Source organism: Actinobacillus delphinicola (assembly GCF_900638385.1).
Taxonomy (GTDB): Bacteria; Pseudomonadota; Gammaproteobacteria; order Enterobacterales; family Pasteurellaceae; genus Actinobacillus_C; species Actinobacillus_C delphinicola.
On record NZ_LR134510.1, the window covers coordinates 730,645 to 754,517 of the forward strand.

Below are 23,873 nucleotides of genomic sequence, written 5' to 3' on the forward strand. Positions count from 1 at the left end.
TAACTTACTATTAATGGAAAATTAAAAATCAGAGAGCTTATCGTCCACGCGTTCAATTTCTACAAATAATTTTTGGATGAAACGAAGACGGTCTGTTTGTTGTTTAGCCTGGATCCAATTTTTCTCATCTAATGAACTTACAAGCTCAGTTAGTACATGCTGTCTAACTTCGTTTACTTGTTTAGTAAGTTCATCCAATAAGTCAAGATCTTGCTTCTCTTCAATATCAGCGAGTTCTTCTCGCCATTGCATTTGCTGCATAAGAAATTCAAGATCGTGATTTGTTTCAGATGAGATTAACGTATCACCAGCATTTAAGGCGATAATACATTCTGCACGCAATACTGGATCGCTCAGCTGTTGCCAAGCATCATTCACTTGGGCTGATTTCTGGATAGCTAAACGTTGCTCTTGAGGTGAACTTTGCGCAAAATTATCAGGATGAAGTTGTTTTTGTAGCTGTAAGTAACGGCTTTTTAACAAGGTTTCGTCAATTTGATAATTTACTGGTAAATCAAAAAGAGTAAATGGATTATGCATTATCTTGCTCCTATCTGAATAATCTTACGCATTGTATAAAATTTTTCGAAAACTGGGGCGTAAAAAATTAAACATTAAAGCTTTCACCACACCCACATTCATCTTTAACATTCGGGTTGGTAAATTTAAAGCCTTCATTTAATCCTTCTTTTACGAAATCTAATTGCGTACCATCTAAATACACTAGACTTTTTTCATCAACAATGACTTTGACACCATCTTGTTCAAAAACACGATCATCAGAATTAATTTCATCAACAAATTCAAGCACATATGCCATACCCGAACAACCAGATGTTTTGATACCAAGACGCACACCTTCACCTTTACCACGTTTTTCTAGGAAGGTTTTAACACGCTCTACTGCGCTTTGAGATAAGGTTACCGCCATACGTTTCCCCGTCGTTTTATCAGTTTAGTAAAATAAAAAGGAAAAGTGTGGCGTTATCCCCACACTTTTCACCCTATTATGCTTTTGCTTTTTTTGCTTTATAGTCCGCAACCGCTGCTTTGATTGCATCTTCAGCTAAAATAGAACAGTGAATTTTTACTGGTGGTAATTCAAGTTCTTCTGCGATATCGCTATTTTTAATCGCCTGTGCTTCATCTAATGATTTACCTTTTACCCATTCAGTAACTAATGAGCTAGAGGCAATCGCTGATCCACAACCATAAGTTTTAAATTTTGCGTCCTCAATAATGCCTTCATCATTTACTTTAATTTGAAGTTGCATTACGTCACCGCATGCAGGCGCACCCACCATGCCACTACCAACATTTTGATCTTTTTTATCAAAAGAACCTACGTTGCGTGGATTCTCATAATGATCGATCACTTTATCACTATATGCCATTTTTTATTTCCTCTACTTTCCAAAATTAATGAGCTGTCCACTCAATGGTATTTAAATCAATGCCTTCTTTATACATATCCCAGAGTGGAGATAATTCACGTAATTTTGCTACGGCATTTTTAACAAGCTCAATTGTATAATCAATTTCTTCTTCAGTGGTGAAACGACCAACAGTAAAACGAATAGAACTATGCGCTAACTCATCGTTTAAACCTAAAGCACGTAATACATACGATGGCTCAAGGCTTGCTGAAGTACATGCTGAACCAGAAGAAACCGCAATATCACGTAATGCCATCATTAAACTTTCACCTTCAACATAGTTGAAACTGATATTTAAGTTGGTATCAACACGGTGTTCCATTGAACCATTTACATAAGTTTCTTCAATATCTTTTAACCCATTGTACAAACGATCACGAAGTGCTTTTAAGCGAGGCATTTCTGTTGCCATTTCTTTATGGCAAATTTCATAAGCTTCACCCATACCAACAATTTGGTGAACAGGTAATGTTCCAGAACGCATACCACGTTCATGACCACCACCGTGGATAATCGCTTCTAAACGAACACGTGGTTTACGGCGAACATAAAGCGCACCAATCCCTTTCGGTCCATAAAGTTTATGGCTAGACATAGACATTAAATCAACTTTTAATTTTTTTAAATCAATGTCTACTTTACCTACAGATTGAGTTGCGTCCACATGGAAAATGATATTGCGTGCACGACACATTTCACCAATTTTTTCAATATCTTGGATCACACCAATTTCATTATTTACATGCATAATAGAAACTAAAATAGTGTCATCACGCATTGCCGCTTCAAGTTCTGCTAGATCAATAAGCCCATCAGATTTTGGCGCTAAGTAGGTGACTTCAAAACCTTCACGTTCTAATTGACGGCAGGTATCTAATACTGCTTTATGTTCTGTTTTACAGGTAATAATGTGCTTACCTTTGGTTTTGTAGAAGTGTGCAGCACCTTTAATCGCAAGGTTATCAGATTCTGTCGCACCTGATGTGAAAACGATTTCGCGGCTATCCGCACCAATAAGATCAGCAATCTGGTTACGTGCTACATCTACCGCTTCCTCCGCTTGCCAACCAAAACGGTGTGAACGACTTGCAGGGTTACCAAAAGTCCCTTCTTTAGTCATAAACTTCATCATTTTTTCTGCTACACGTTGATCCACTGGACAAGTGGCAGCATAGTCTAGATAAATAGGTAATTGCATTCTTTTTCTCACTCTAAATTATGTAATATTTTATTTTTCTTTGCGTTGTCGCTGTTTTTGAGTCTGTTGTTTGACGAGGCTTGCTAGCGTAATGTCATATAAAAATTCTTCAATTCTGCCACTCAATTCTTCCCAGAGTGCATGCGTTAGACATTGAATACCGCCTTTACAATTACCATGTCCTAAACATTTTGTAGCTTGAATATTCTCGTTTACAGCATTAATAATCATACCAACTGAAATTTCTTCTGGTGGTAAGTTTAATTTATATCCACCACCTGGACCTCGCACACTTGCCACAATCCCATGCTTACGTAATTTAGAAAAAAGCTGTTCTAAATAAGAAAGTGAGATCTGTTGTCTTTCTGAAATTTCAGCTAAACTCACCGCTTGCTGTTGATTATGTAGTGCAATATCTAAAGTCGCGGTTACAGCATAGCGACCTTTGGATGTTAATTTCATTCTAAAAATCCTTTGTTATCTTTTACCGGACTTACTGCTTACATATAATACATTCCTGACTAAAATAGTCAACTTTATCCTAATCATTTAATTTCTTCTGAACAATGCTCAACATACCGCACAATAAATTAAGTTCTGCTTTATCTAAATCAGCACGTTGATATAGATGTTGCAATTTTTGCATTACACCATCATTTTTAATAAACCCTAGCTCACGATATAGAGTTTCTGTTTGTTTGAAAAAATAAGCAAAATCAGCTGCTTTAGGATAAATACGCATATCTTTATGAGTTGTTTTACCTAGTTGATAATCATCACCAGCTTTCAGCCATGCTTGACGTAATTCATAACATGCCAACTGCACAGCCATCGCTAAATTAAGCGAACCATAGTCTGGATTCGTTGGTACATAAAAATGATAACGACATTTTAAAAGTTCTTCATTCGTTAACCCAACCCGTTCACGCCCAAATACCAGTGCAATTTTTGCCTCGGGGTTTTGATGAAGATATGCCATCACCTTTTCGCCACAGTCTTTGGGATCGACAAGAGTATTTTGTAGATGACGTAAACGTGCGCTCGTTCCGATGACTAGATCACAATCTGCAATAGCCTCATCGAAACAAGAAAAAATTTCTGCTTGCTTTAACACATCTTCCGCTCCAGCGGATAAGGCTACTGCCTGCTCATCAATATCACACTGCGGTGCAACCAATCTTAACTTTGTCAGTCCCATGGTTTTCATTGCACGTGCACTGGAACCAATATTGCCGCTATGCGATGTTTCTACTAGAATGATTCGTATTTGGTTTAACATATCTACTACCTAAGTTGAACGGCAGAATTCTACCACAATATCCATAAAAAAAGGTCAAGATTTTATAATACTTTCTATAAAAATTAATCGGATTTTCTCGGCTATTTCCCTCTGATTTCTTATTCTTTTGTAATTTCTTTTGCGTTATCATACGGATAGTTTTTAGCACAAAGAAGGAAAATAAAATGACAATTAAAATCAATAATCCCCAAGAAATTGCTCAATTTATCGATCACACTGCCTTAACTGCAGAGAAAACTGAACAGGACATTATTAAACTTTGCGAGGAAGCAAAAGCACACCATTTTTGGTCCGTATGTATCAATTCTGGTTTCATTCCTCTTGCCAAAAAAGAACTTGCAGGTTCTGATGTAAAAATTTGTACTGTTGTTGGTTTCCCTCTTGGTGCAAACTTACCATCAGTAAAAGCATTTGAAGCGAAAGCAGCAATTGAAGCGGGAGCTGATGAAGTTGATATGGTGATCAATGTTGGTTTAATTAAATCTCATCAATGGGACGCAGTGCGTGATGATATTCATGCTGTTCTTGAAGCATGTGGACGTAAAACCTTAAAAGTCATCTTAGAAACTTGCCTTCTCACTAAAGAAGAAATTGTTCATGCTTGCGAAATTTGTAAAGGTCTTGGTGTAGGCTTTGTTAAAACTTCTACTGGCTTTAATAAAGGCGGTGCAACAGTTGAAGATATCGCATTAATGCGCAAAACTGTTGGCGAAAATGTTGGCGTGAAAGCATCAGGCGGTATCCGCGATACTCAAACAGCAATGGCAATGATTGAAGCCGGTGCAAACCGTATTGGTGCAAGTGCTGGTATTGCTATTATCAGCGGCAAAATTGCTGAAGGTAACGGCTACTAATCTTTGAATACCTCATTCGGAATTCTGTATATTTTTCTTTCCCGTATGAGGTATTTTCTGCTAAGATTCCAAGAACTTTTAAACGATATCAAGAGGTTTCTTATGATTAAAACTGTTTATTTTGTACCAGCAGCTTACTTCGGTGATGTAAAAGAATTCCAACTAATGGAACGTCTTACTCGTCTTTTTGAAGATCATGGACTTATCGTTGTTCATAACGTAGAGGAAGCACAACTTATCATTGCTTTCGGAAATTCACTCACACCTAATGATGCATACAAAGGGAAAAAAGTATATCTTGCGGATGAAGAAAAAGCATTCAATGATTCTAAAGCAGTTTTAGAAAAAGCGTTAAAAGAATGCAAACCTTACGAAGATTACCTTAAGTAAGATCCATTGTGGAAATCGTCAATGAAAAAAAATATTGTTGCTATTACCTCTGCTCCTCATAGCGAGACGCAAACTTTCTTATCGGCTAAAGCCATTGCAGATTATGCAAAAGAACAAAACTGGCAAGTTAAAGTCGAAATGCATGGAAATCATAAAGATGACCATGATGAGCCTCATATTATGCCTCTGTCATCTAAAGATATTGAACAAGCCGATGTCGTTATTGTTGCAACCGATCATGATATCGATTTAAGTAAATTTAAGGGGAAACCTGTTTACCGAACATCCACGATGGCTGCAATCAAACATACTGCACAAGAATGCTTACATGCCTTTGAGAAAGCTGAAATCTATACTGGGGAACGTAATAACGATTTAGTAAAAGAAGCACTTGAAGAAACCCACATGGGAAAATGTGCTGTTAAGAAAGGAGCTCATCGTATCTCCTTATCTATTATTATCATTCTTATTGTTTTACTAATTATTTATGCATTTTTATAATTTTTAGAACCCTCTAAATCTTTTTAGAGGGTTCATTATTTCAAAGGATGTCAACTATGCAAGAAAGGGATCAATTTCGTATTGAATGGGATTGCCGTCGTGGTATGTTAGAATTGGATAAGGTCATTATGCCTTTTTACAAACAACATTTTAATAGTCTTTCTGACGAGCAAAAATCTACATTCTTGCGTTTATTAGCTTGTAGTGATCTGCAGTTATTTTCTTGGTTCTTTAATAATAAACCTGCCGATGATGCAAAATTACAGAACCTAATATCATTGATTCAATCTAAGATGGAACACTAATTTAGATTTTGAACTTTTCAATATAAAACCTATCTAACTACCAAAGAGCAATAAATTTTGGTGTCAGATTTGTAAGGGAAAAAGAGGTAATATGACCGAAAAGCTAACAGATCAGGCATTAGTGGAAAGAGTAAAACAGGGAGATAAGAAAGCCTTTAATTTGTTAGTGGCACGTTATCAAAACAAAGTTGCCGGTTTGCTCACTCGTTACATTAATCCTCATGAAATTGCCGATGTTGCTCAAGAGGCTTTTATTAAAGCTTATCGCTCTATCCACACATTTAGGGGCGAAAGTGCTTTTTATACTTGGCTCTATCGGATTGCGGTGAATACCGCTAAAAATCACTTAACGTCTCAAAGCAGACGTCCACCGAATGAAGATATTCTTGCCGAAGATGCCGAAGTTCTTCATTCCGGTACAGCCTTACGGGATGTAGCGACACCAGAAAATGAATTACTTTCAGATGAATTGAAAAATATCGTTTTTACGACAATCGCTAATATGCAGGAAGACCTGCGCGTAGCTATCACTTTACGTGAAATAGATGGTTTGAGCTATGAAGAAATTGCAGGTGTTATGAATTGTCCCGTTGGAACGGTGCGCTCACGTATTTTTAGAGCACGTGAACTCATTGAAACAGAAATAGCCCCTCTGCTTCAAAATTAAATTACGGTTTTACAAACGGAGTAACTTATGCAAAAAATCTCAGTATCCGCATTAATGGATGGAGAGGAAATCAATAGTTCTACGCTACGCAAGATAAGCCAAGATCCTGAATTAGAAAAGACTTGGCAAAATTTCCATCTTATTCGAGATGTTATGCGTAAAGAATCAGATTTCATTTTAGGTGATGATTTTACTAAAAGTGTCGCTGAAGCTTTAGAGTCAGAAGAAGCACCTATCTTAGTAGCGCAACAAAAAGTCATGCCAAAATCAAAGAAATTTTGGCAGAAACTTAAACCGGCTTTCATGCCGATGTTACAATTAGGCGTTGCAGCCAGTGTCTGCTTAGTCGCTGTTTTTGGCGTACAACAATTTACCAAAAAACCTGCGGAAAGTGCGATTCCTGTTTTACAAACACTTCCTTTTAACAATCAAGTCCAAGATGTAAGTTATAACGTACCACATCAATTTATTGTGACACCAAAACAAATGGAAGAAAAAAATAAACAAATCGGCGAAATGGTTCAAAGTTATGAACTACAACGCAGACTCTATGCTTCAGAAATCCATAAATAAATTTGAATAAAAATCATCATATTAAGCTATCAACACTATGGTGATTTTTAATATTAATTGGAGTATTTTATGTCTAAAAATGTCATTTTTTCTGTTCTCAAAATGCCATTTATCTCTCTCTTTGCTATTTTGACTCTATTTTTTGCCCCTACCCTTGCTCAAGCCAGTACTCCAACCTCCTCAAAACAAATCGATGCGGAGAGAATGGTTGTTGCGACTCCTGAAGACCATGCAATGTCGCAAAATCTTCCAAAAGTTTCCTCAAAAAACTTATCGCCGATGCAACAACTACAATTAATGCAAACAAACCATGCTATGACAGATTATGGGCTGTTTTTTGTTAATATCACACCTGCAAGTATAGAGTCTTTCCGTTATTATCATGCATATGCCGATAATAAAAACTATGCTCAATTAACCACAATGGACGGTATTCAGCAAGAAATCTTGCAAAGGGGCGATATTATTAGCTACTTTTCACCACTGTACCCAACTTTCTCTATTCGTGGACATTATATTATCGATAATTTCCCAAGTATCTTATGGGCAAATTTAAAAAATGTAAGCAAATATTACGACATCATTCCTGTTGGAATGAACCGCATTGCCGATCATGTTGTTACTACATTACGTATTGTACCAAAAGATGGTTATCGTGATCAGCTGGTTTTATTTCTAAATGCCAAAAATCATATGTTATTACGTCAAGATATTCTTGATCATAATGGCAATTTGCTTGCCCAATTCCGTGTTGTCGACTTCATTCCGTTAACCAATGTAAAAAAATTTATTTCTGCACTTGATGCCTTAGATATGCCTCCTTTCATTAGCACAAAACTACAATCACCTAAAAGTGCTTTTTCTTGGAAACCAACTTGGCTACCTAATGGATTTCACCTTATAAAACAAACAGTTAATACATTAAATGGTAAAACTATTGAAACACAATTCTATTCGGATGGAATTTTTTCCTTTACAATAAACGTTGCGCCAAGCATTATTCCCGACGCACCAGATAAAAACTGGTCACGTGGTGCATTATCACTTTACACTAGAACACAAAACAACCAAGATTTTACCTGTATTGGAGAGATTCCAGTTTCTACAGCAAAACGCATTATTGAAAATATTAAGAGTAACTAATTATGTTAACTGAACGAGGAGTGGTTGTTGCTTATCATGGGGGAAAAGCGACAATCAAATGCCAACGTCAAGGCGGCTGTACGGCGTGTACTGCTAAAGATTCTTGCGGTAGTGCTGCGCTATCTGATTTAACCAATGAAAAGAAAAATAAGTCAGATCATGTATTCATTATTGAAACATTAACCCCGTTAAGGATAGGACAACAGGTTGAAATAGGATTGAAAGAAAAAGCGCTCGTTCTTGCAAGTTTATTACTTTACACCATTCCGCTTTTAACCTTAGTCGTGAGTACGATTGTCAGCCAATATTTTTGTAGCAGTGAATTAATTTGCATTGCTATTATTTTTGCCTGCACAACCCTCTGCTTTTTTATTGTAAAAATTTTTGCAGATAAACTCGCATCTCATCCTGCTTATCAGCCGATTTTATTGCGTGTTTATCCTTAAAAGAAGAAGATAAAATATCCATGTATAATTCTCCTAAATTACTAGGGATTTCAGGCTATAGTAATAGTGGAAAAACAACATTACTAGAAAAACTGTTACCCTATTTACAAAAATATGATTTACGCATCGGTGTCATCAAGCATACTCATCATGATGCATCAACTGACATTCCAGGAAAAGATAGCTGGCGAATGAAAGAGGCTGGGGCTGCTCAAGTCGCATTGGTTTCTGATAAGCGCTGGGCTATTATGTCAGAAACACCTACAGCACCGATTACACTTGCAGAGCTAACCAAACAATTTGATCCTTCATTAAACGACATCCTGCTCGTCGAAGGGTTTAAAGATGAGCCTATTCCGAAGATTTTATTACATCGCCAAGAAATGGCTCGCCCTCTGCCCGATATTGATACCTTTACTATCGCTATTGCTACCAACTATCCAATCTCATGCAATGTGCCTGTATTGGATATAAATAATCCCGAACAAATCGCACGCTTCATCAAAGATTGGTGGATAAAGCAATAAAGGATATTAATTTGAATATTTTTAGAAAAAAATCCGAAAATTCGGGCGAGACTGAAGTTTCTGAAAAAAAACAGAAATTAGCGAAAGAATATTTTGGTTTAGCATGGATAGCAGCGCTTGCTTTCTTTATGCAAACCTTAGATGCCACCATTCTTAATACAGCACTCCCCGCAATTTCAAAAGCATTACATACCGTACCGCTTAATATGCAACTTGCCATCATTGCCTACGCATTGAGTGTTGCCCTTTTTATCCCCTTGAGTGCGTGGATGGCAGATCGATTTGGAAGCTTACACGTTTTCCGCTACTCGGTCGCCGTTTTTGTACTAGGATCTATTGGTTGTGCTATGTCACAATCACTCGATATCCTTGTTCTATTCCGTATCATACAAGGTATGGGCGGTGCTTTAATGATGCCTGTTGTACGATTAACACTTATTCAAGCAGTCCCTAAAAAACAACTTATTCATGCGTGGAATTTAGCGGCTGTCGCAGGATTGTTGGGACCTATCCTCGGTCCAATCCTAGGGGGTTGGCTAGTAACTTATGCGAGTTGGCATTGGATATTTTTAATCAATATTCCTATCGGGTTACTCGGTATTTTTGCGGCAGCTTACTATATGCCTAATTTTACTCGAGAAACAAAACCACTTGATTTTAAAGGATTTTTTATCTTCGCTGGAGGTTTGGTTGGGATCACATTAGGGCTTGATCTCATTGCCGAAAGTGTCGTAGCTATCTATTGGGCGATCCTCCTATTTATAATTGGGGTACTCTTTTTCATTGCCTATTATCGCCATGCAAAACGCCACCTTGCCCCCCTCTTGTCTTTACACGTTTTCAATATCCGTACTTTCCGCTTAGGCTTAACAATTAATCTATTCGTTCGCCTTTGTGCATCAAGTATCCCTTTCCTAATTCCGCTAATGTTCCAAATTTGTTTCAGCTACCGTGCGGATATGGTGGGTTGGCTACTCGCCCCTATTGCTTTAAGCTCTATTATCGCCAAAGGTATTGTTACACCATTATTAAGACGTATTGGTTATCGTACAACCTTAATTTATAGTGCGATTGGGATTATGATCGTGGTTGCGATGATGGGCTTATTACATGAATCTACGCCAATTATCTGGATCGTAGTGCTATTTTCGTTATACGGAACTTGCATGTCGATTTTATTCACTTCCATTAATACGCTCACGATTGGGGATCTAGCACAGGAATCTGCTGGTGTCGGTTCAACATTATTGAGTGTCACGCAACAAGTAGGAATTGGGTTAGGTATCGCTGTCGCTTCTACTATTCTTGCAGGCTATCGCAATATTTTACCAAGTGATTTACTCCAACATGCGTTTAGTTACACCTTCTTCACGACCAGCCTTTTTGGGTTATTCCTCATTTGGCTTGTCACCAAATTACAATCTAATGATGGAAAAAATCTCTTGTAACTCACGCCCCGATTTTCCGAAAAATTTATGCAATAAAAAACCGCTGGTATTCAGCGGTTTTCTTTTTATTTTTCTGCAGCATCACTAGTAGCCGTCTTACGACGTTTACCCACATTTTTACTATCTTTATGACGTAATTTTTGTTTGGTTTTCTTGGCTGCCTTTTGTTTCTCGGCAATTTTTGCTTTTTTGGTTGCTTTTGATTTTTTGCTGACTTTTTTAATTTCACCATCTTTTGGCGGTTTGGTACGAGGCTCTAATCCTTCAAGCACACGAGCTTTCAGCAATTCTTGAGTATAGCGTTTGATTTTACCCAATAATTTATAATCATGCCCTTCAACGAAAGAAACGGCGGTTCCTTTTTTACCTGCACGTGCCGTGCGCCCAATACGGTGTGTATATACGTCCGCACTGTACGGTAAGTCAAAGTTCATCACATGACTAATATCTTCAATATCAATTCCTCGCGCGGCAACATCGGTCGCAACAAGCACGGTTACCACACCATTTTTCAATCTTTCAATCGCCTGATTGCGTTGATATTGATTCATCTCACCTTGAATAAAGGTAGAACGAATGCCACGCTTACGTAAAATATCAGAAAGCTCTTGCGCCTCTTCACGACGGCGGACAAAAATGATACCTCGTTGTACATCTTCAGTTTGGATAAAACGCGCAACTTGCTTGATCTTATGTTCTTTGCTGTCGCTATGATAATACCATTGATGAATCTTTTTACGTTCGCGACGACTTGGTTCGGCATCCACTTTAACTGGATTTTCTAGTAAACGCTCAGTAAAGCTTTGCAATAACTCACCTTCTAAGGTTGCAGAGAAAAGTAAGGTTTGTTTACGCCAACGTGTTTCTGCCGCAATACGTTCTGCATCTTGACCAAATCCCATTTGCAACATGCGATCGGCTTCATCAAAAATTAAAATTTCAACAGCACGGCAATCAAAATTTTCTTGTTGGATATACTGTAATAATCGCCCTGGGGTTGCTACGACAATATCTTGATTTTCGTTAAAAATTTCACCATGCTCTTCATAAGATATTCCTCCCGTAATCGTTGCAATTTTAAGGGAAGTAAATTGAGCAAGTACTTTTGCCTGTTCTGCGACTTGCATGGCTAATTCACGGGTAGGGGTCAATACCAGTACCCGTGGCGGACCGGGTTTACGACGTGGATAATCCAGTAAGTGCTGGATAGCAGGTAGCAAGAAAGCTACGGTTTTCCCTGTCCCAGTGGGCGCTGAACCTAATACGTCTAATCCATCCATGGCAGCTGGAATGGCTTCTACCTGAATGGCACTTGGGCGGCTATAACCTTGTTTCTCCACTGCTGCGAGAAGCGCTGGCGAGAGGTCGAAACTTTCAAAAGTCGCTGTATTCATCTTTTTCTCTGTAATCCTTTCATTTAAAATTAGGGCAATTATAACGTACTTCCAACAAAAATACGGAGCTTTCCAAAAAAAATGTCCTCTTCTCACCAACCTAAGCCACAATTTTTCCATTTTAAACAATTCTCTATCGAACAAACGCATTGTGCAATGAAGGTAGGAACTGACGGGGTTTTACTAGGTGGTTGGGCTGATTTAGAAAATACCAAATCTGTCTTGGATATGGGAACGGGTACGGGACTTATTGCGTTAATGACCGCACAACGCCTCGCCACGGTATCGCAAGATTTTTCCATTATCGCAATTGAGAAAGATGCAATGGCAACCAAACAAGCTCAACAAAATTTTAAAAATAGCCCATGGAAAGAAAATATTCAGCTTTATTCAGGCGATATTGCAGAAATTTTGCCGAAAATCGGGGCGTGTTTTGATCATATTCTTGCAAATCCTCCCTATTTTCCTAAAGCACAACCTTGTAAAAATCAAGCACGTGATTTAGCCCGCTATACAGAACTTTCTCATTTAGATTGGCTCACAATTGCCGCTAATTTTTTAACTGAAACGGGAAAAATTTCTTTCGTATTGCCCTTTGATGCTGCACAAAATCTTATCGAGAAAGCCCCTTTTCATTGTATTAGAAAATGTATTATTACAACGAAATCTGGTAAACAGCCCTCTAGAATGCTAATGACTTTTTCTAAAATGCCTAAACCTTGTCAAGAAGAACATCTTGTTATTTACGATAAAGAAAATAAATATAGCATTGATTTTATTAAAATTTTTAAGGATTTTTATCTAAGAATGTAATTATTTTTTTTAATTATGCATAAATTACCATAAGAAAAAATATTTCATTTTATATAAATAAAATTTGCACTACTCAAAAAGTTTATATAAAATTTTATACATAACGTTAATGGAGTTAATCTTGGGTATATTTATGAAATTGAAAAAACTCTTCATGGCTATCACGCTAGGTTCGGGATTATTTTTCTCAACATTAGCACATGCCGATCGCCAAATTACTGATCAATTAGGTCGTGAAGTGACTATTCCCGATGCTGTCAATCGTGTTGTTGTTTTACAACATCAAACATTGAATATTATTAATCAATTAGATGGTATGAAAGACGTTGTGGGCGTACTTTCAAGCTGGGAAAAAGATCTCGGGGAAAATTATCTGCGCCTAGCACCGAGTCTTAAAAATATGCCGATGCCTGGCGATTTAACGAATGTAAATATTGAAAGTTTAATGGCATTAAAACCGCAAGTAGTTTTTGTTGCAAACTATGCGCCAGAAAGCATGATTAAACAAATTACGGCTCAAGGTATTCCAGTAATTGGAATCTCTTTGCGTGTTGAGCCGAAATCGCAAAATAATAAAATGAATCCAACCCTCAAAGATCCGCAGTACGCTTACAACGAAGGGCTAAAACAAGGGATCCGTTTAATTGCAAATGTCATTAACAAACAAGCAAATGGTGAAGCACTTATTAAAGCGACCTTTGCCAATCAAAAATTAATCAAAGAACGTCTTGCTAATTTAAAACCTGAACAACGTGTGCGTGTTTATCTTGCCAACCCTGATCTCCATACCTACGGTAGTGGAAAATATACAGGTGTGATGATGCAACGTGCAGGTGCAGTTAATGTGGCTGCAGCAACCTTAAAAGGTTACAAAGCCGTATCTATGGAACAAGTTTTAAATTGGAATCCACAAGTTATTTTTGTACAAAATCGTTTCCCTTCTGTCTATACCGAAATCAATGATTCCGACAGTTGGAAATGGTTGAAAGCGGTCAAAGATCATCAAGTATATTTGATGCCACAATATGCGAAGGCATGGGGCTACCCAATGCCAGAAGCTGTAGCGTTAGGGGAGCTTTGGATGGCAAAAACCCTTTATCCGCAACGATTTAAAGATGTAGATTTGGCGAAAAAAGTACAGGATTACTATCACCAATTCTATCGTACGAATTATATTGCTGCGCCAAACGTTAAATAATGCGCCACAAAGATTCGAGAAAAATTAACTTAATTTTAATGATATTACTACTGGTCGTGAGTATGTTTTCACTCACGCTAGGGCAATATCCCGTTGGCTTCGCCAAAATTATTTGTTCTTTTACAAGTCAAACTCATTTAACTGCGATTGATAAGCATATTTTATTAGATATTCGCTTACCTCGAGTTTTACTCGCTATTGGTGTCGGCGGACTGTTAGCCTTTAGTGGGGCTATTTTGCAGGGTGTTTTTCATAATCCCCTTGTCGATCCTCATATTATTGGCGTAAGTTCAGGTGCCGCCTTTGGTGGGACCTTGGCCATTTTATTAGGCTTTTCAACCTTTGGATTGATGCTAAATACCTTCTTCTTTGGTCTATTAGCCTTAGCACTAATTTATCTTCTTGCCAGCTTATTCGGGCAAAGTGATCGCTTAATGCTGATTTTATTAGGTATCGTCTTAAGCGGTATCTTTGCTGCGTTAGTTCACTTAGTGCAATACCTTGCTGACACCGAAGAGAAATTACCGAATATTGTGTTTTGGTTGTTGGGAAGTTTTTCCACGGCAAATTGGCAAAAGTTAGGGCTTGTGTGGATACCTATTGTTATTTTTGGCGGTGTACTTTACAAACTACGCTGGCGTATCAATATACTCTCCTTGGGCGACATTGAAGCCAAAGCGTTGGGGTTACATGTAACCCCTTTACGCTACTGTGTATTATTTTTAAGTGCATTACTCATTGCCTCACAAGTTGCTGTCACTGGTGCTGTTGGCTGGATTGGTTTAGTCGTACCGCATATTGGTCGGTTACTGGTTGGTGCCGATCACCGTAAATTATTGGGAACAACCTTCTTGGCGGGTGCTATCATCATGTTGTTAGTTGATGACTTAGCACGTACCTTAAGCCAATCTGAAATTCCCCTGAGTATTATCACGGCATTGTTCGGCGCGCCGTTGTTTATTTTCTTACTGGCAAAGAATAAATCATGGCGAAAATAATATTAGAAGCAACCGATATCACTTTCGGTCATAAAACACCACTCTGCTTACCTATATCACTCCGTTTACAACAAGGTGAAGTCGTTGCCATACTTGGCACAAATGGGCGGGGTAAAACAACATTACTCCATACTCTCGTAGGAATTTTGCCGAAACTCAGTGGTTCAATAAATTGCGTTAAGAATATCGGTTATGTGCCTCAACACAATACAATGAGTTTTGACTATTTAGTCCTAGATGTTGTGCTAATGGGATTAAGTCAACGTGTTGGACTCTTTTATGAGCCAACTCCTGAAGATGAAGCCCACGCATTAGCATTATTGATGGAATTAGGAATCTCTCACCTTGCACATATGGTGTTTAACCATTTATCAGGTGGGCAACAACAGTTAATTTTATTAGCACGAGCCTTGATGTCAGAAGCGGACTTTATTGTTTTAGATGAACCCACTTCGGCGCTAGATTTGGCTAATCAACAGATTGTTTTAAATTTCATCGCTAAATTGGCAAAAGAACAAAACAAAACGGTACTTTTTACAACACATGATCCTTACCATGCCCAACTTGTGGCAGATCAGTGTTTATTATTACTTCCAGAACAACAGTGGTTGTATGCGCCTGTTTATGAGGCGTTACAAGAAAATCGGTTAGAGCGCCTTTATGGACTTCCACTACGCTGTAAGACATTGGAAGACGATAAAAAGGTCATTTTCCCCCTTTTCTCTGTGCAAAGATAATGCGAGTCAGTACGGAGAAGTTGGCGACATTCCCATTGTCGCCATTTTTTTATCTAAAAAATAGCTTTTTGCGATAGCTTACTTCAAAATAACATCATGATCCATTAATAAAGGTTTGGTTATGACTTCACTTTTCTCTCCGCATAAACAAGAAGAATATTGCCCCAAATGCGGTAAAGTTTTACAAATAAAACAAAGTAAACGAGGCTTATTTCTCGGTTGTACTGGCTATCCAGAATGCGACTATTTAAAACCTTTACGTACAACTTCACAATTTCAAATTATTCACGATTTACCAGAACTATGTCCAAAATGTGGTGAAAATTTACAATTAAAACAAGGTACTTATGGCATGTTTATTGGCTGTAGTGCTTATCCAGACTGTGATTATGTACTCCATCACCAAGTGCAAGAAACACCAAGTGAAAAATATCCTTGTCCACTTTGTCAAAAGGGGCAACTTGTTTTACGCCGTAGTCGTTTTGGAAAAAGCTTTTATGGATGCGATCAATTTCCTAAATGCAAAATGATAATTAATGAAAAACCTGTTTTTCAAACATGCCCAGATTGTCATGGTCAATTAGCTTTATTAAAAAAAATAACGGAACATCATCGATCTTTCCAATGCGTTAACCCACATTGTGAAAAAACATTTGATATTCCTATTGAATCAGAAAAACACGAATAACTTTATGAATACACAACAAATTATTGCTGCCTTATTGAATGATGAGGTAATTGCTTATCCAACAGAAGCAGTGTTTGGATTAGGTTGTAATCCTTACAGTGAAACGGCCATCCAACGTTTACTCGCTTTAAAAAAGCGCCCAATTGAAAAAGGACTTATCCTCATTGCCCCTGCTCTCCACTATTTTCAAGATTTCGTTGATCTGGAAGCATTAACTGATGAGCAATATCAGCGCCTCAATCAACTTTATACCCCTGCGACAACATGGATCGTCCCTGTGAAAATGGACGTACCTCGCCTAGTTCGTGGAAAATTTGACACCATTGCAATTCGTTTATGCGCTCATCCTGATGTAACTGCACTATGCGAGAGAGGAAAGATGCCACTAATTTCAACCAGTGCTAATCTCACTGGTAAAGAACCTGCGAGAACCTATGCCGAAGTTTACCAACAATTTGGCAAAGACTTTCCAGTACTAGAAGGACAAGTTGGTGGTGCAAAAAATCCATCTCAAATCAAAGATTTATTTACAAATCAAATCGTGCGCCAAGGGTAAATTATGCAAGAAAATCGTGATCAATATGCGGTATGGGGAAATCCTATTGAACATAGCCTTTCGCCACGCATCCAAATGGACTTTGCAAAAGCAACAGGGCAACCAATTGTTTACACCAAAAAATTAGGTTCTTTAGAACGTTTTGAACAAGAGTTATCCCTCTTTTTTCAAGATGGTGCCATGGGATGTAATATTACCGCCCCTTTTAAACAACGTGCTTTTGCTCTCGCTGATCTTCATAGCGAACGTTGTTTACATGCTAAAAGTTGTAATACGCTTAAAAAACTTCCAGATGGACGCCTCTACGCTGACAATACCGATGGTATTGGGTTGGTCAACGATTTAACCCGTTTAAATTGGCTAGTACCCCACCAGAATATTCTTATTCTCGGTGCGGGTGGTGCGACCCAAGGGGTACTTTATCCCCTTCTCCAAGCCCAGCAACATATCTTTATTGCAAACCGAAATGAAGAAAAAGCCCAGGCACTGGTTAATGAATTTCAAGATCTTGGGGCAATTAGCACCATTTCTTTTGCCGATATTGCAACACAGCGGTTTGATCTTTGCATTAATGCGACTTCTCTAGGCTTAAATGGTGAAGACTTCACATTATTAGGCAACTGGGTACGTCATATCCCGCACTTTTATGATATGCAATACAAATTGCATGAAGATACGCCTTTCATCAAAAAATTAAAATCTTACCAAATATCTGATTACGCCGATGGTTTAGGAATGCTACTTGCACAAGGAGCAGAGAGTTTTGCCTTATGGCGAAATGTAAAAGTTGATTACGCCGCAATTTTAAAAGAATTGCGAAAATAAATAAAAAACACGCCCCCGATTTTCGCATAAATTTTTAGGAAAATCGGGGCGTGTTTATTGTTTTTAATTATTTTTTCCAGAATGCTGGCATAAAGACAACGAGTAATGAGAAGAACTCTAAACGTCCTGCTACCATTGCAAATGAGAAAACTAATTTCGATGCGTCTGGCACTGAGCTAAAGTTTTCGCTGGTTGATCCTAGACCAGGTCCTGTATTGGTAATCGTCGAAATTACCGCACCGATCGCATCAAAACCACCCATACCACAAGCAATTGCACCAAATACACAAAGCCAGAATACGAGAATATACACGATCAGAAATGCCCAAATATTTTCTAACGCACGGCGTGGAACAACATTATCTCCGAGTTTCACTGGATGAATGATATTCGGGTGAATCAGCATTAATAATTCACGTTTTCCTTGTAACCAAAGCACTAACGCACGAATCATTTTTAAGCCACCTGAAGTTGAACCCGCACAGCCTCCTAATAAACACGCAAACACAAGAAGCATGGAAAGGAATGGTGGCAGATCATCAATATTATAAACTGAATAGCCACAGTTCATTGACATGGTAGTCACCTGAGCTGATCCTTTCACAAAAGCCTGTGTGAGCGAGATATTATTAAAGTGGATATAAAGTCCTAATGAGAAAATAATAATAAAGGCGGCTTGTAGGAATACGAAAAATCTAAATTCAGGATCTTTCCAATAGGTTGTTAAGGTTGTTTTATGTGGAAAATGACTCAATGCAATGATATGCAAGTTAAAGTTACATCCCCCCACCAACATAAAAATAGCTGAAATCACGTAAATAGCTGAGCTATTAAAATACGGTAAACTTGCATTATGCGTTGAAAATCCACCATTTGATAGGGTTGCAAAGCTATGTGAAATCGCATCAAACCAGTTCATGCCCGCAAGCCAGTAAGAAATTGCACACAAAGCAGTGAAAAAGAAATAACACAACCATAGCAGTTTTGCTACTTCAGAAATGCGCGGTCGCAATTTATCATTTTTCATTTCTACGCCTGAAGATTCTGCATGATAAATTTGGTTTCCCCCTACACCGAGAAGTGGTAATACCGCAACCATAAGTACGATAACCCCCATTCCACCAAACCAGTTGGTCAACTGTCGGTAAAAAAGTATCGCATGAGGCAGGCTATCCAAATTCGTTAAAACCGTCGCCCCTGTTGTAGTAAATCCAGAGAAAGACTCAAAAATAGCAGAGTTCACGCTAATATGAAGATGCTCAGAAAGTAAAAATGGCACGGCACCTAGTAGCCCCATTACCACCCAGAATGCCACAACGATAAGAAAACCATCTCTTGCTCGTAACTGTTCTTTATGATTATGGCAAAGCCACCAAAGTGTTACACCTAGGGCAAGGAAAATGGCGAAGGACTCCATAAAGGTTTTACCGCCCCCATCCCCATAAATTAATGCGACCGAAGCAGGTATGAGCATAACGCCCGAAAACCCCATGATGAGAATACCTACGATCCTTAATACTGATAAAATTTGCACGTTATCCCCTATTCCTTACTTTCAAGACAAAGTTGTCCACTTGAACTATCACTTAATGCCTGCTGAAATCCAACTAATTTATCGGCACTTATTGCCAACGTAAATGTTACATCGGCTTGAAAATCCTGTGTTTCGATGAGTACATCATATTGTTTACACAAATTCTGTACTAAATTAATCTGGGCATAATCACAGACTAATTGATATGGTTTGCGTTCGACCTTTAATACTGTTTCAACTTGCTTGAGAGCCTGTTGAACACCATTACTATATGCGCGAACTAAACCGCCAGTCCCTAATAACACACCACCAAAATAACGAACGACAACAGCGGTAATCTCACCAATATTGCTACCTTGTAAACAAGCTAACATGGGTTTACCCGCAGTTCCTGCTGGCTCGCCATCATCAGAAAAACCCAATCCTTGTGAATTAGTAGGGGACTCAGCAACTGTTGCCCAGCAATGATGGCACGCTTGTGGATGTTGCATCCTAACCCACATCCAAAACTGTTTTGCTTCGTCCATACCGTTTGTATGATGAAGGTAGGTAATAAACCGACTTTTCTTTATTTCTTCTTCAAAAACAACTAAATTTTTTGGAACAAAATATTGCATTACTTTTCTAAAACTTTGACCATCTTTTTAATGAGCGATATTATACGCAAAAATTATTAAAAGAGAGAATACGATGGAAATTACTGTCAACAAAGAACTTAACGCATTAGGTTTACGTTGTCCTGAGCCTGTTATGATGGTGAGAAAAACAATTCGTCACATGCAACCAGGAGAAGTTTTATTAATTATTGCCGATGATCCTGCGACAACTCGTGATATCCCAAGTTTCTGTCAATTTATGGATCATCAATTACTTAAAAGTCAAACCCAAAACATTCCTTTCCAATATTGGGTAAAAAAAGGGAATTAATTGATAAAACGACTATATCCTAGTGATCAAATTTTGAATTATTTCTACTAGGATTTTATTTTTCTTAATAAAATAATGTAGTTAATTCTTTCTATTCCCCTACTTTATCTTTAGAATGCGCACCTCATATCATAAATATTCAAAGGACTTATAATGTCACCTCAGAAAAAAATTGGCGTACTCGGTCTGACGACAATGGTGTTCGGTTCCATGATAGGAAGCGGTATTTTTAATATTCCACAAAATATTGCCGTTAAATCCGCTCTTGGTCCAGTCATTATTGCGTGGATTATTACGGGGATAGGTATGCTATCACTCGCCTTTGTTTTTAAAATCTTAACAGAACAACGTCCTGAACTTAATATTGGTATCTATTCTTATGCTAAAGAAGGTTTTGGTACCTTTATTGGATTTAATTCCGCATGGGGCTATTGGTTGACATCAATTACGGGGAATGTCGCCTTTGCTATTATGCTTAATGACTCGCTAGGACATTATTTTCCCATTTTATTAAATCACGGTACACCAACTGTCTTACTTGGGCTTGCACTCATTTGGATCTATAACTTTATCATCACACGGGGAATCCAACAGGCAAGTTCACTTAATACCATTACGGTAATTATTAAATTTATCGCTATTCTTGCGATCATTTGCATGTATGTGCTTTATACCCATATTGATTTTAAAAATATTGACTTATGGGGGGTAAAAGATCATTTAGGAAGCATTTGGTCACAAATAAAAGCGCCAATGTTAGTCACCGTATGGTGCTTTATCGGCATTGAAGGTGCGGTTGTTGTTTCTAACCATGCAAAAAGAAAAAAAGATGTGGGTATCGCAACACTCATTGGTTTTCTTGTTGCATTGATTTTATATGTAATGGTGTCTATCTTACCTTATGCCATTCTAAACCAACCACAACTTGCCCATTTACCTGATCCATCTACAGCATATGTATTGGATACGTTAGTCGGTCCATGGTTTACAAAATTTGTTACACTTTCAGTTCTGATTTCTATTGGTGGAGTGTGGGTTGCATGGACAATTCTTATGGCTCAAGTTCCTTTTGCCGCAGCAATAGATGGCACCTTCCCCAAAATTTTTGCAAGGGAAAATAAAAAGATGGTACCAAGCACCGCTTTAACAATTTCAAGTGCGATGATGTCACTCTTTTTAATTTTAGCCATTACGGCAAAAGACGTTTATTTAGAATCTGTAAACATCACAAGCGTTATCATTTTGCCATCTTATTTATTGAGTGCCATGTATCTTTGCAAGATCGCTTTACGCAAAGAAATTTATGCACAAAATACGATAAAATGCCGTGTCTCTCTACTTATTAGTGCTATTGCTACCCTCTATTGTTGCTGGTTAGTATATTCTGCTGGGTTCACATATTTATTTGTGGCAAGTATTCTTTATGCTATTGGAATCATTCCTTTTTACATTGCACGCAAGCAACAAGGACATCAATTCAAACAAATATTCCCATTGAAAGATGCTATCCTCGCCGCTGTCATTATCTTATTTGCTTGTATTGCAGTAATCTTGGTTGCACTAGGACATATTACCCTCTAACATGAGATTTAGATATTAAAGCCAAAACAGATTGTTTTGGCTTTTTTCTTACATTTTCTATCATTATGCTCACCATCCCTACCAATATCAAAAGACATGATCTCTTTTATAAAAATATAAATTAATGCTTTTATTTTGTTCGTTTTGCTTTTAGAATGACCTCAATGTATAAAAAATTACCTAATATTAGAATGTATGATGTCTATAATTTAAAAAAGTTTATAACTCGATATAACTAGTGTTGGATTAGGTTTAGTGATAAAAGGAAATTTTTAAAATATAAACAACCCCACAAAATAATAAAATTAAATATATTACGAAATAACCCAATTTTTGTACAATTTTGGTACCTATTTTCTCACTACAACCAATAGATACTTCTCATATCATAGGCGTCATTTCATTCCAGATTATCCGTAAATATTCTATACGAATATCCCATTGGGGATTTGGTATTTTTATCTATTACACGTTTGCTCATTATTCTTTAAACGCAACTCTCATATGTAAGGAGAAATTTATGTTTGAAAAATTGAAATATAAAGTAGGTAAATGGCTACCAAGCGACCAAGCCTTTCTGAATCATTGGTTAAAGAAATTTGCACAGGATGCAGATAATACTGATACGAAATTATATCCGCCTGTACAAATGCTCAAAGATCTAATTGAAAGCGATCCTTTACTTAAAGAAAAATTCCAAGACATGTTTTCTGAAGTACCAGACAAGCCAAGATACCAAACCAGTGAATATCAACATTGTCCAGTCAAAAACTACGACCAAATGTTGCGTTTAATTAACCATGTTATGACCCATGCACCAGAATTTAATGAAACAGGTCTAGTCGGTTTCCCAATTAACGCAATTTTAGACTGGGCAATGGGAACAAAAGCAGGTTATGAGGTTTTCCTTGATCCCCGTGTAAATGATTGTTTCCGTGCTATTCTGAATTACTGGGGAGATTTTCTTGCATCAGAAAAATCTGCTTATATCTTAAATACCAGTCCAACTGGCTGGCTTAATCCAACTGCCATGAAAGAAGTGACCAAAGCAGCATTTGGTGATGACTTCTTAAAAATCTTTGAAACCCCAAATCAAGATATTGAACAACGTTTTGGTTTCACTTCTTGGGATGAATATTTTACCCGCCGTTTTAAACCGGGCGTGCGTCCTGTTGCCGCACCAGGTGATGACAGTATCGTGGTAAATGCGTGTGAATCTGCACCTTATCGTACAGTCACCAATGTGAAAAAAACAGATAAATATTGGATTAAAGGTCAACCTTATTCACTTGAAAACATTTTAAATAAAGACGACCTAACCGATAAATTTGTTGGTGGTACTATTTACCAAGCTTTCCTTAGCGCCTTAAGCTACCACCGTTGGCATGCTCCTATCAGTGGTACCGTTGTCAAAGCCTATAATATTTATGGTACTTATTATTCTGAAAACTACTACGAAGGTTTTGCGGATGGTGATCAAGTAGATAGTTCTGCACCAAATGATTCGCAAGCCTATATTGCTGAAGTGGCATCACGTGCGGTAATCATTTTTGAAGCAGACAATAAAGATATCGGCTTACTCGCTTTCGTTGCTGTCGGTATGGCAGAAGTTTCTTCTAACGAAATCACAGTCAAAGTTGGTCAACATGTTAATAAAGGTGATGAAATTGGTATGTTCCACTTTGGTGGCTCAACTCATCTCCTTATTTTCCAACCAGATGTACAAGTCGATTTTGATCTCCACGGTCAAGAACCAAGCCTATCAAGCAGCAATATTCCGCTTTGTAGCAAAATCGCCAGTGTTTCTAAAAAAGCATAATTGATCCTCTATGCG

Annotated in this window: 29 protein-coding genes; 20 read left to right on the forward strand and 9 right to left on the reverse strand. The window is 37.8% G+C overall.

The window, feature by feature from the left end; translation table 11 throughout:
* Window positions 1–21 precede the first annotated feature (21 nt).
* From hscB to trmJ, 6 genes are all read right to left on the reverse strand, one after another.
* Window positions 22–540: a Fe-S protein assembly co-chaperone HscB gene (hscB, locus tag EL259_RS03360; RefSeq protein WP_126599002.1), complete on the reverse strand. Its 519-nt coding sequence runs from the start codon at window positions 538–540 to the stop codon at window positions 22–24.
* Between the two features lie 67 nt (window positions 541–607).
* On the reverse strand, window positions 608–931 hold the full coding sequence (gene iscA, locus EL259_RS03365; RefSeq protein ID WP_126599004.1) for an iron-sulfur cluster assembly protein IscA: 324 nt from the start codon (window positions 929–931) through the stop codon (window positions 608–610).
* Window positions 932–1,007: 76 nt separating this feature from the next.
* Entirely contained in the window at window positions 1,008–1,394 is a 387-nt protein-coding gene (gene iscU, locus EL259_RS03370; protein ID WP_126599006.1) for a Fe-S cluster assembly scaffold IscU, read from the reverse strand.
* A gap of 25 nt (window positions 1,395–1,419) precedes the next feature.
* Window positions 1,420–2,634 carry an IscS subfamily cysteine desulfurase gene (locus EL259_RS03375; protein ID WP_126599008.1) on the reverse strand — a complete coding sequence of 405 codons (1,215 nt, stop codon included), beginning with the start codon at window positions 2,632–2,634 and terminating at the stop codon, window positions 1,420–1,422.
* A gap of 30 nt (window positions 2,635–2,664) precedes the next feature.
* Window positions 2,665–3,096 carry a Fe-S cluster assembly transcriptional regulator IscR gene (gene iscR, locus EL259_RS03380; protein WP_126599010.1) on the reverse strand — a complete coding sequence of 144 codons (432 nt, stop codon included), beginning with the start codon at window positions 3,094–3,096 and terminating at the stop codon, window positions 2,665–2,667.
* 79 nt (window positions 3,097–3,175) lie between these two features.
* The gene (gene trmJ, locus EL259_RS03385; RefSeq protein ID WP_126599012.1) at window positions 3,176–3,913 is read right to left on the reverse strand and encodes a tRNA (cytosine(32)/uridine(32)-2'-O)-methyltransferase TrmJ; all 738 of its coding nucleotides are present in this window, start codon (window positions 3,911–3,913) and stop codon (window positions 3,176–3,178) included.
* A gap of 185 nt (window positions 3,914–4,098) precedes the next feature.
* Between trmJ and deoC the strand changes: the two genes are divergently transcribed.
* The 10 genes from deoC (at window position 4,099) to EL259_RS03435 (ending at window position 10,788) form a co-directional block, all read left to right on the forward strand.
* Window positions 4,099–4,788: a deoxyribose-phosphate aldolase gene (deoC, locus tag EL259_RS03390; protein WP_126599014.1), complete on the forward strand. Its 690-nt coding sequence runs from the start codon at window positions 4,099–4,101 to the stop codon at window positions 4,786–4,788.
* A 102-nt stretch (window positions 4,789–4,890) separates the two neighbouring features.
* Entirely contained in the window at window positions 4,891–5,178 is a 288-nt protein-coding gene (locus tag EL259_RS03395; RefSeq protein ID WP_126599016.1) for a hypothetical protein, read from the forward strand.
* Window positions 5,179–5,199: 21 nt separating this feature from the next.
* A complete protein-coding gene (locus tag EL259_RS03400; RefSeq protein ID WP_126599018.1) occupies window positions 5,200–5,679 on the forward strand; it encodes a hypothetical protein in 480 nt (159 codons plus the stop codon).
* A 56-nt stretch (window positions 5,680–5,735) separates the two neighbouring features.
* Entirely contained in the window at window positions 5,736–5,984 is a 249-nt protein-coding gene (locus EL259_RS03405; RefSeq protein WP_126599020.1) for an FAD assembly factor SdhE, read from the forward strand.
* Window positions 5,985–6,075: 91 nt separating this feature from the next.
* The gene (gene rpoE / locus EL259_RS03410) at window positions 6,076–6,651 is read left to right on the forward strand and encodes an RNA polymerase sigma factor RpoE (protein WP_126599022.1); all 576 of its coding nucleotides are present in this window, start codon (window positions 6,076–6,078) and stop codon (window positions 6,649–6,651) included.
* A gap of 27 nt (window positions 6,652–6,678) precedes the next feature.
* A complete protein-coding gene (locus EL259_RS03415) occupies window positions 6,679–7,224 on the forward strand; it encodes a sigma-E factor negative regulatory protein (protein WP_126599024.1) in 546 nt (181 codons plus the stop codon).
* A 69-nt stretch (window positions 7,225–7,293) separates the two neighbouring features.
* Window positions 7,294–8,367, forward strand: coding sequence for a MucB/RseB C-terminal domain-containing protein (locus tag EL259_RS03420; protein ID WP_126599026.1), 1,074 nt, complete (start codon window positions 7,294–7,296; stop codon window positions 8,365–8,367).
* Between the two features lie 2 nt (window positions 8,368–8,369).
* Window positions 8,370–8,813, forward strand: coding sequence for a SoxR reducing system RseC family protein (locus EL259_RS03425; protein WP_126599028.1), 444 nt, complete (start codon window positions 8,370–8,372; stop codon window positions 8,811–8,813).
* Between the two features lie 20 nt (window positions 8,814–8,833).
* Window positions 8,834–9,340, forward strand: coding sequence for a molybdopterin-guanine dinucleotide biosynthesis protein B (gene mobB, locus EL259_RS03430; protein WP_126599030.1), 507 nt, complete (start codon window positions 8,834–8,836; stop codon window positions 9,338–9,340).
* A gap of 107 nt (window positions 9,341–9,447) precedes the next feature.
* Window positions 9,448–10,788 (forward strand): MFS transporter, encoded by a 1,341-nt coding sequence (locus EL259_RS03435; protein ID WP_269471089.1) that lies wholly within the window; start codon window positions 9,448–9,450, stop codon window positions 10,786–10,788.
* Window positions 10,789–10,853: 65 nt separating this feature from the next.
* Here EL259_RS03435 and srmB read toward each other — a convergent pair whose 3' ends face one another.
* On the reverse strand, window positions 10,854–12,182 hold the full coding sequence (srmB, locus tag EL259_RS03440; protein ID WP_126599032.1) for an ATP-dependent RNA helicase SrmB: 1,329 nt from the start codon (window positions 12,180–12,182) through the stop codon (window positions 10,854–10,856).
* 81 nt (window positions 12,183–12,263) lie between these two features.
* Here srmB and EL259_RS03445 point away from each other — a divergent pair, with 81 nt between their 5' ends.
* The 7 genes from EL259_RS03445 (at window position 12,264) to aroE (ending at window position 17,997) form a co-directional block, all read left to right on the forward strand.
* Complete coding sequence (locus tag EL259_RS03445) at window positions 12,264–12,995, forward strand: tRNA1(Val) (adenine(37)-N6)-methyltransferase (RefSeq protein WP_126599034.1); 732 nt, start codon at window positions 12,264–12,266, stop codon at window positions 12,993–12,995.
* A gap of 133 nt (window positions 12,996–13,128) precedes the next feature.
* Entirely contained in the window at window positions 13,129–14,193 is a 1,065-nt protein-coding gene (locus EL259_RS03450; RefSeq protein WP_126599036.1) for an ABC transporter substrate-binding protein, read from the forward strand.
* The gene (locus tag EL259_RS03455) at window positions 14,193–15,191 is read left to right on the forward strand and encodes a FecCD family ABC transporter permease (RefSeq protein ID WP_126599038.1); all 999 of its coding nucleotides are present in this window, start codon (window positions 14,193–14,195) and stop codon (window positions 15,189–15,191) included. Before EL259_RS03450 ends, EL259_RS03455 begins: the two co-directional genes overlap by 1 nt.
* Window positions 15,179–15,928 (forward strand): ABC transporter ATP-binding protein, encoded by a 750-nt coding sequence (locus EL259_RS03460; protein WP_126599040.1) that lies wholly within the window; start codon window positions 15,179–15,181, stop codon window positions 15,926–15,928. The genes EL259_RS03455 and EL259_RS03460 overlap by 13 nt, the downstream gene beginning before the upstream one ends.
* Window positions 15,929–16,049: 121 nt before the next feature.
* Entirely contained in the window at window positions 16,050–16,616 is a 567-nt protein-coding gene (locus EL259_RS03465) for a DNA topoisomerase family protein (RefSeq protein ID WP_126599042.1), read from the forward strand.
* Between the two features lie 4 nt (window positions 16,617–16,620).
* Window positions 16,621–17,172: a Sua5/YciO/YrdC/YwlC family protein gene (locus EL259_RS03470; RefSeq protein ID WP_126599044.1), complete on the forward strand. Its 552-nt coding sequence runs from the start codon at window positions 16,621–16,623 to the stop codon at window positions 17,170–17,172.
* A 3-nt stretch (window positions 17,173–17,175) separates the two neighbouring features.
* The gene (aroE, locus tag EL259_RS03475) at window positions 17,176–17,997 is read left to right on the forward strand and encodes a shikimate dehydrogenase (RefSeq protein ID WP_126599046.1); all 822 of its coding nucleotides are present in this window, start codon (window positions 17,176–17,178) and stop codon (window positions 17,995–17,997) included.
* A gap of 67 nt (window positions 17,998–18,064) precedes the next feature.
* Here aroE and EL259_RS03480 read toward each other — a convergent pair whose 3' ends face one another.
* Together EL259_RS03480 and EL259_RS03485 are read right to left on the reverse strand one after the other, a co-directional pair.
* Entirely contained in the window at window positions 18,065–19,531 is a 1,467-nt protein-coding gene (locus EL259_RS03480) for a TrkH family potassium uptake protein (protein ID WP_172594214.1), read from the reverse strand.
* Window positions 19,532–19,539: 8 nt separating this feature from the next.
* Entirely contained in the window at window positions 19,540–20,148 is a 609-nt protein-coding gene (locus tag EL259_RS03485; RefSeq protein WP_126599048.1) for a YigZ family protein, read from the reverse strand.
* A gap of 73 nt (window positions 20,149–20,221) precedes the next feature.
* Here EL259_RS03485 and tusA point away from each other — a divergent pair, with 73 nt between their 5' ends.
* The 3 genes from tusA (at window position 20,222) to EL259_RS03500 (ending at window position 23,858) form a co-directional block, all read left to right on the forward strand.
* Entirely contained in the window at window positions 20,222–20,458 is a 237-nt protein-coding gene (tusA, locus tag EL259_RS03490) for a sulfurtransferase TusA (protein WP_126599050.1), read from the forward strand.
* A gap of 153 nt (window positions 20,459–20,611) precedes the next feature.
* Window positions 20,612–22,039, forward strand: a complete 1,428-nt coding sequence (locus tag EL259_RS03495; protein ID WP_126599052.1) for a basic amino acid/polyamine antiporter — start codon at window positions 20,612–20,614, stop codon at window positions 22,037–22,039.
* Between the two features lie 520 nt (window positions 22,040–22,559).
* Window positions 22,560–23,858, forward strand: coding sequence for a phosphatidylserine decarboxylase family protein (locus EL259_RS03500; RefSeq protein WP_126599055.1), 1,299 nt, complete (start codon window positions 22,560–22,562; stop codon window positions 23,856–23,858).
* Window positions 23,859–23,873 lie beyond the last annotated feature (15 nt).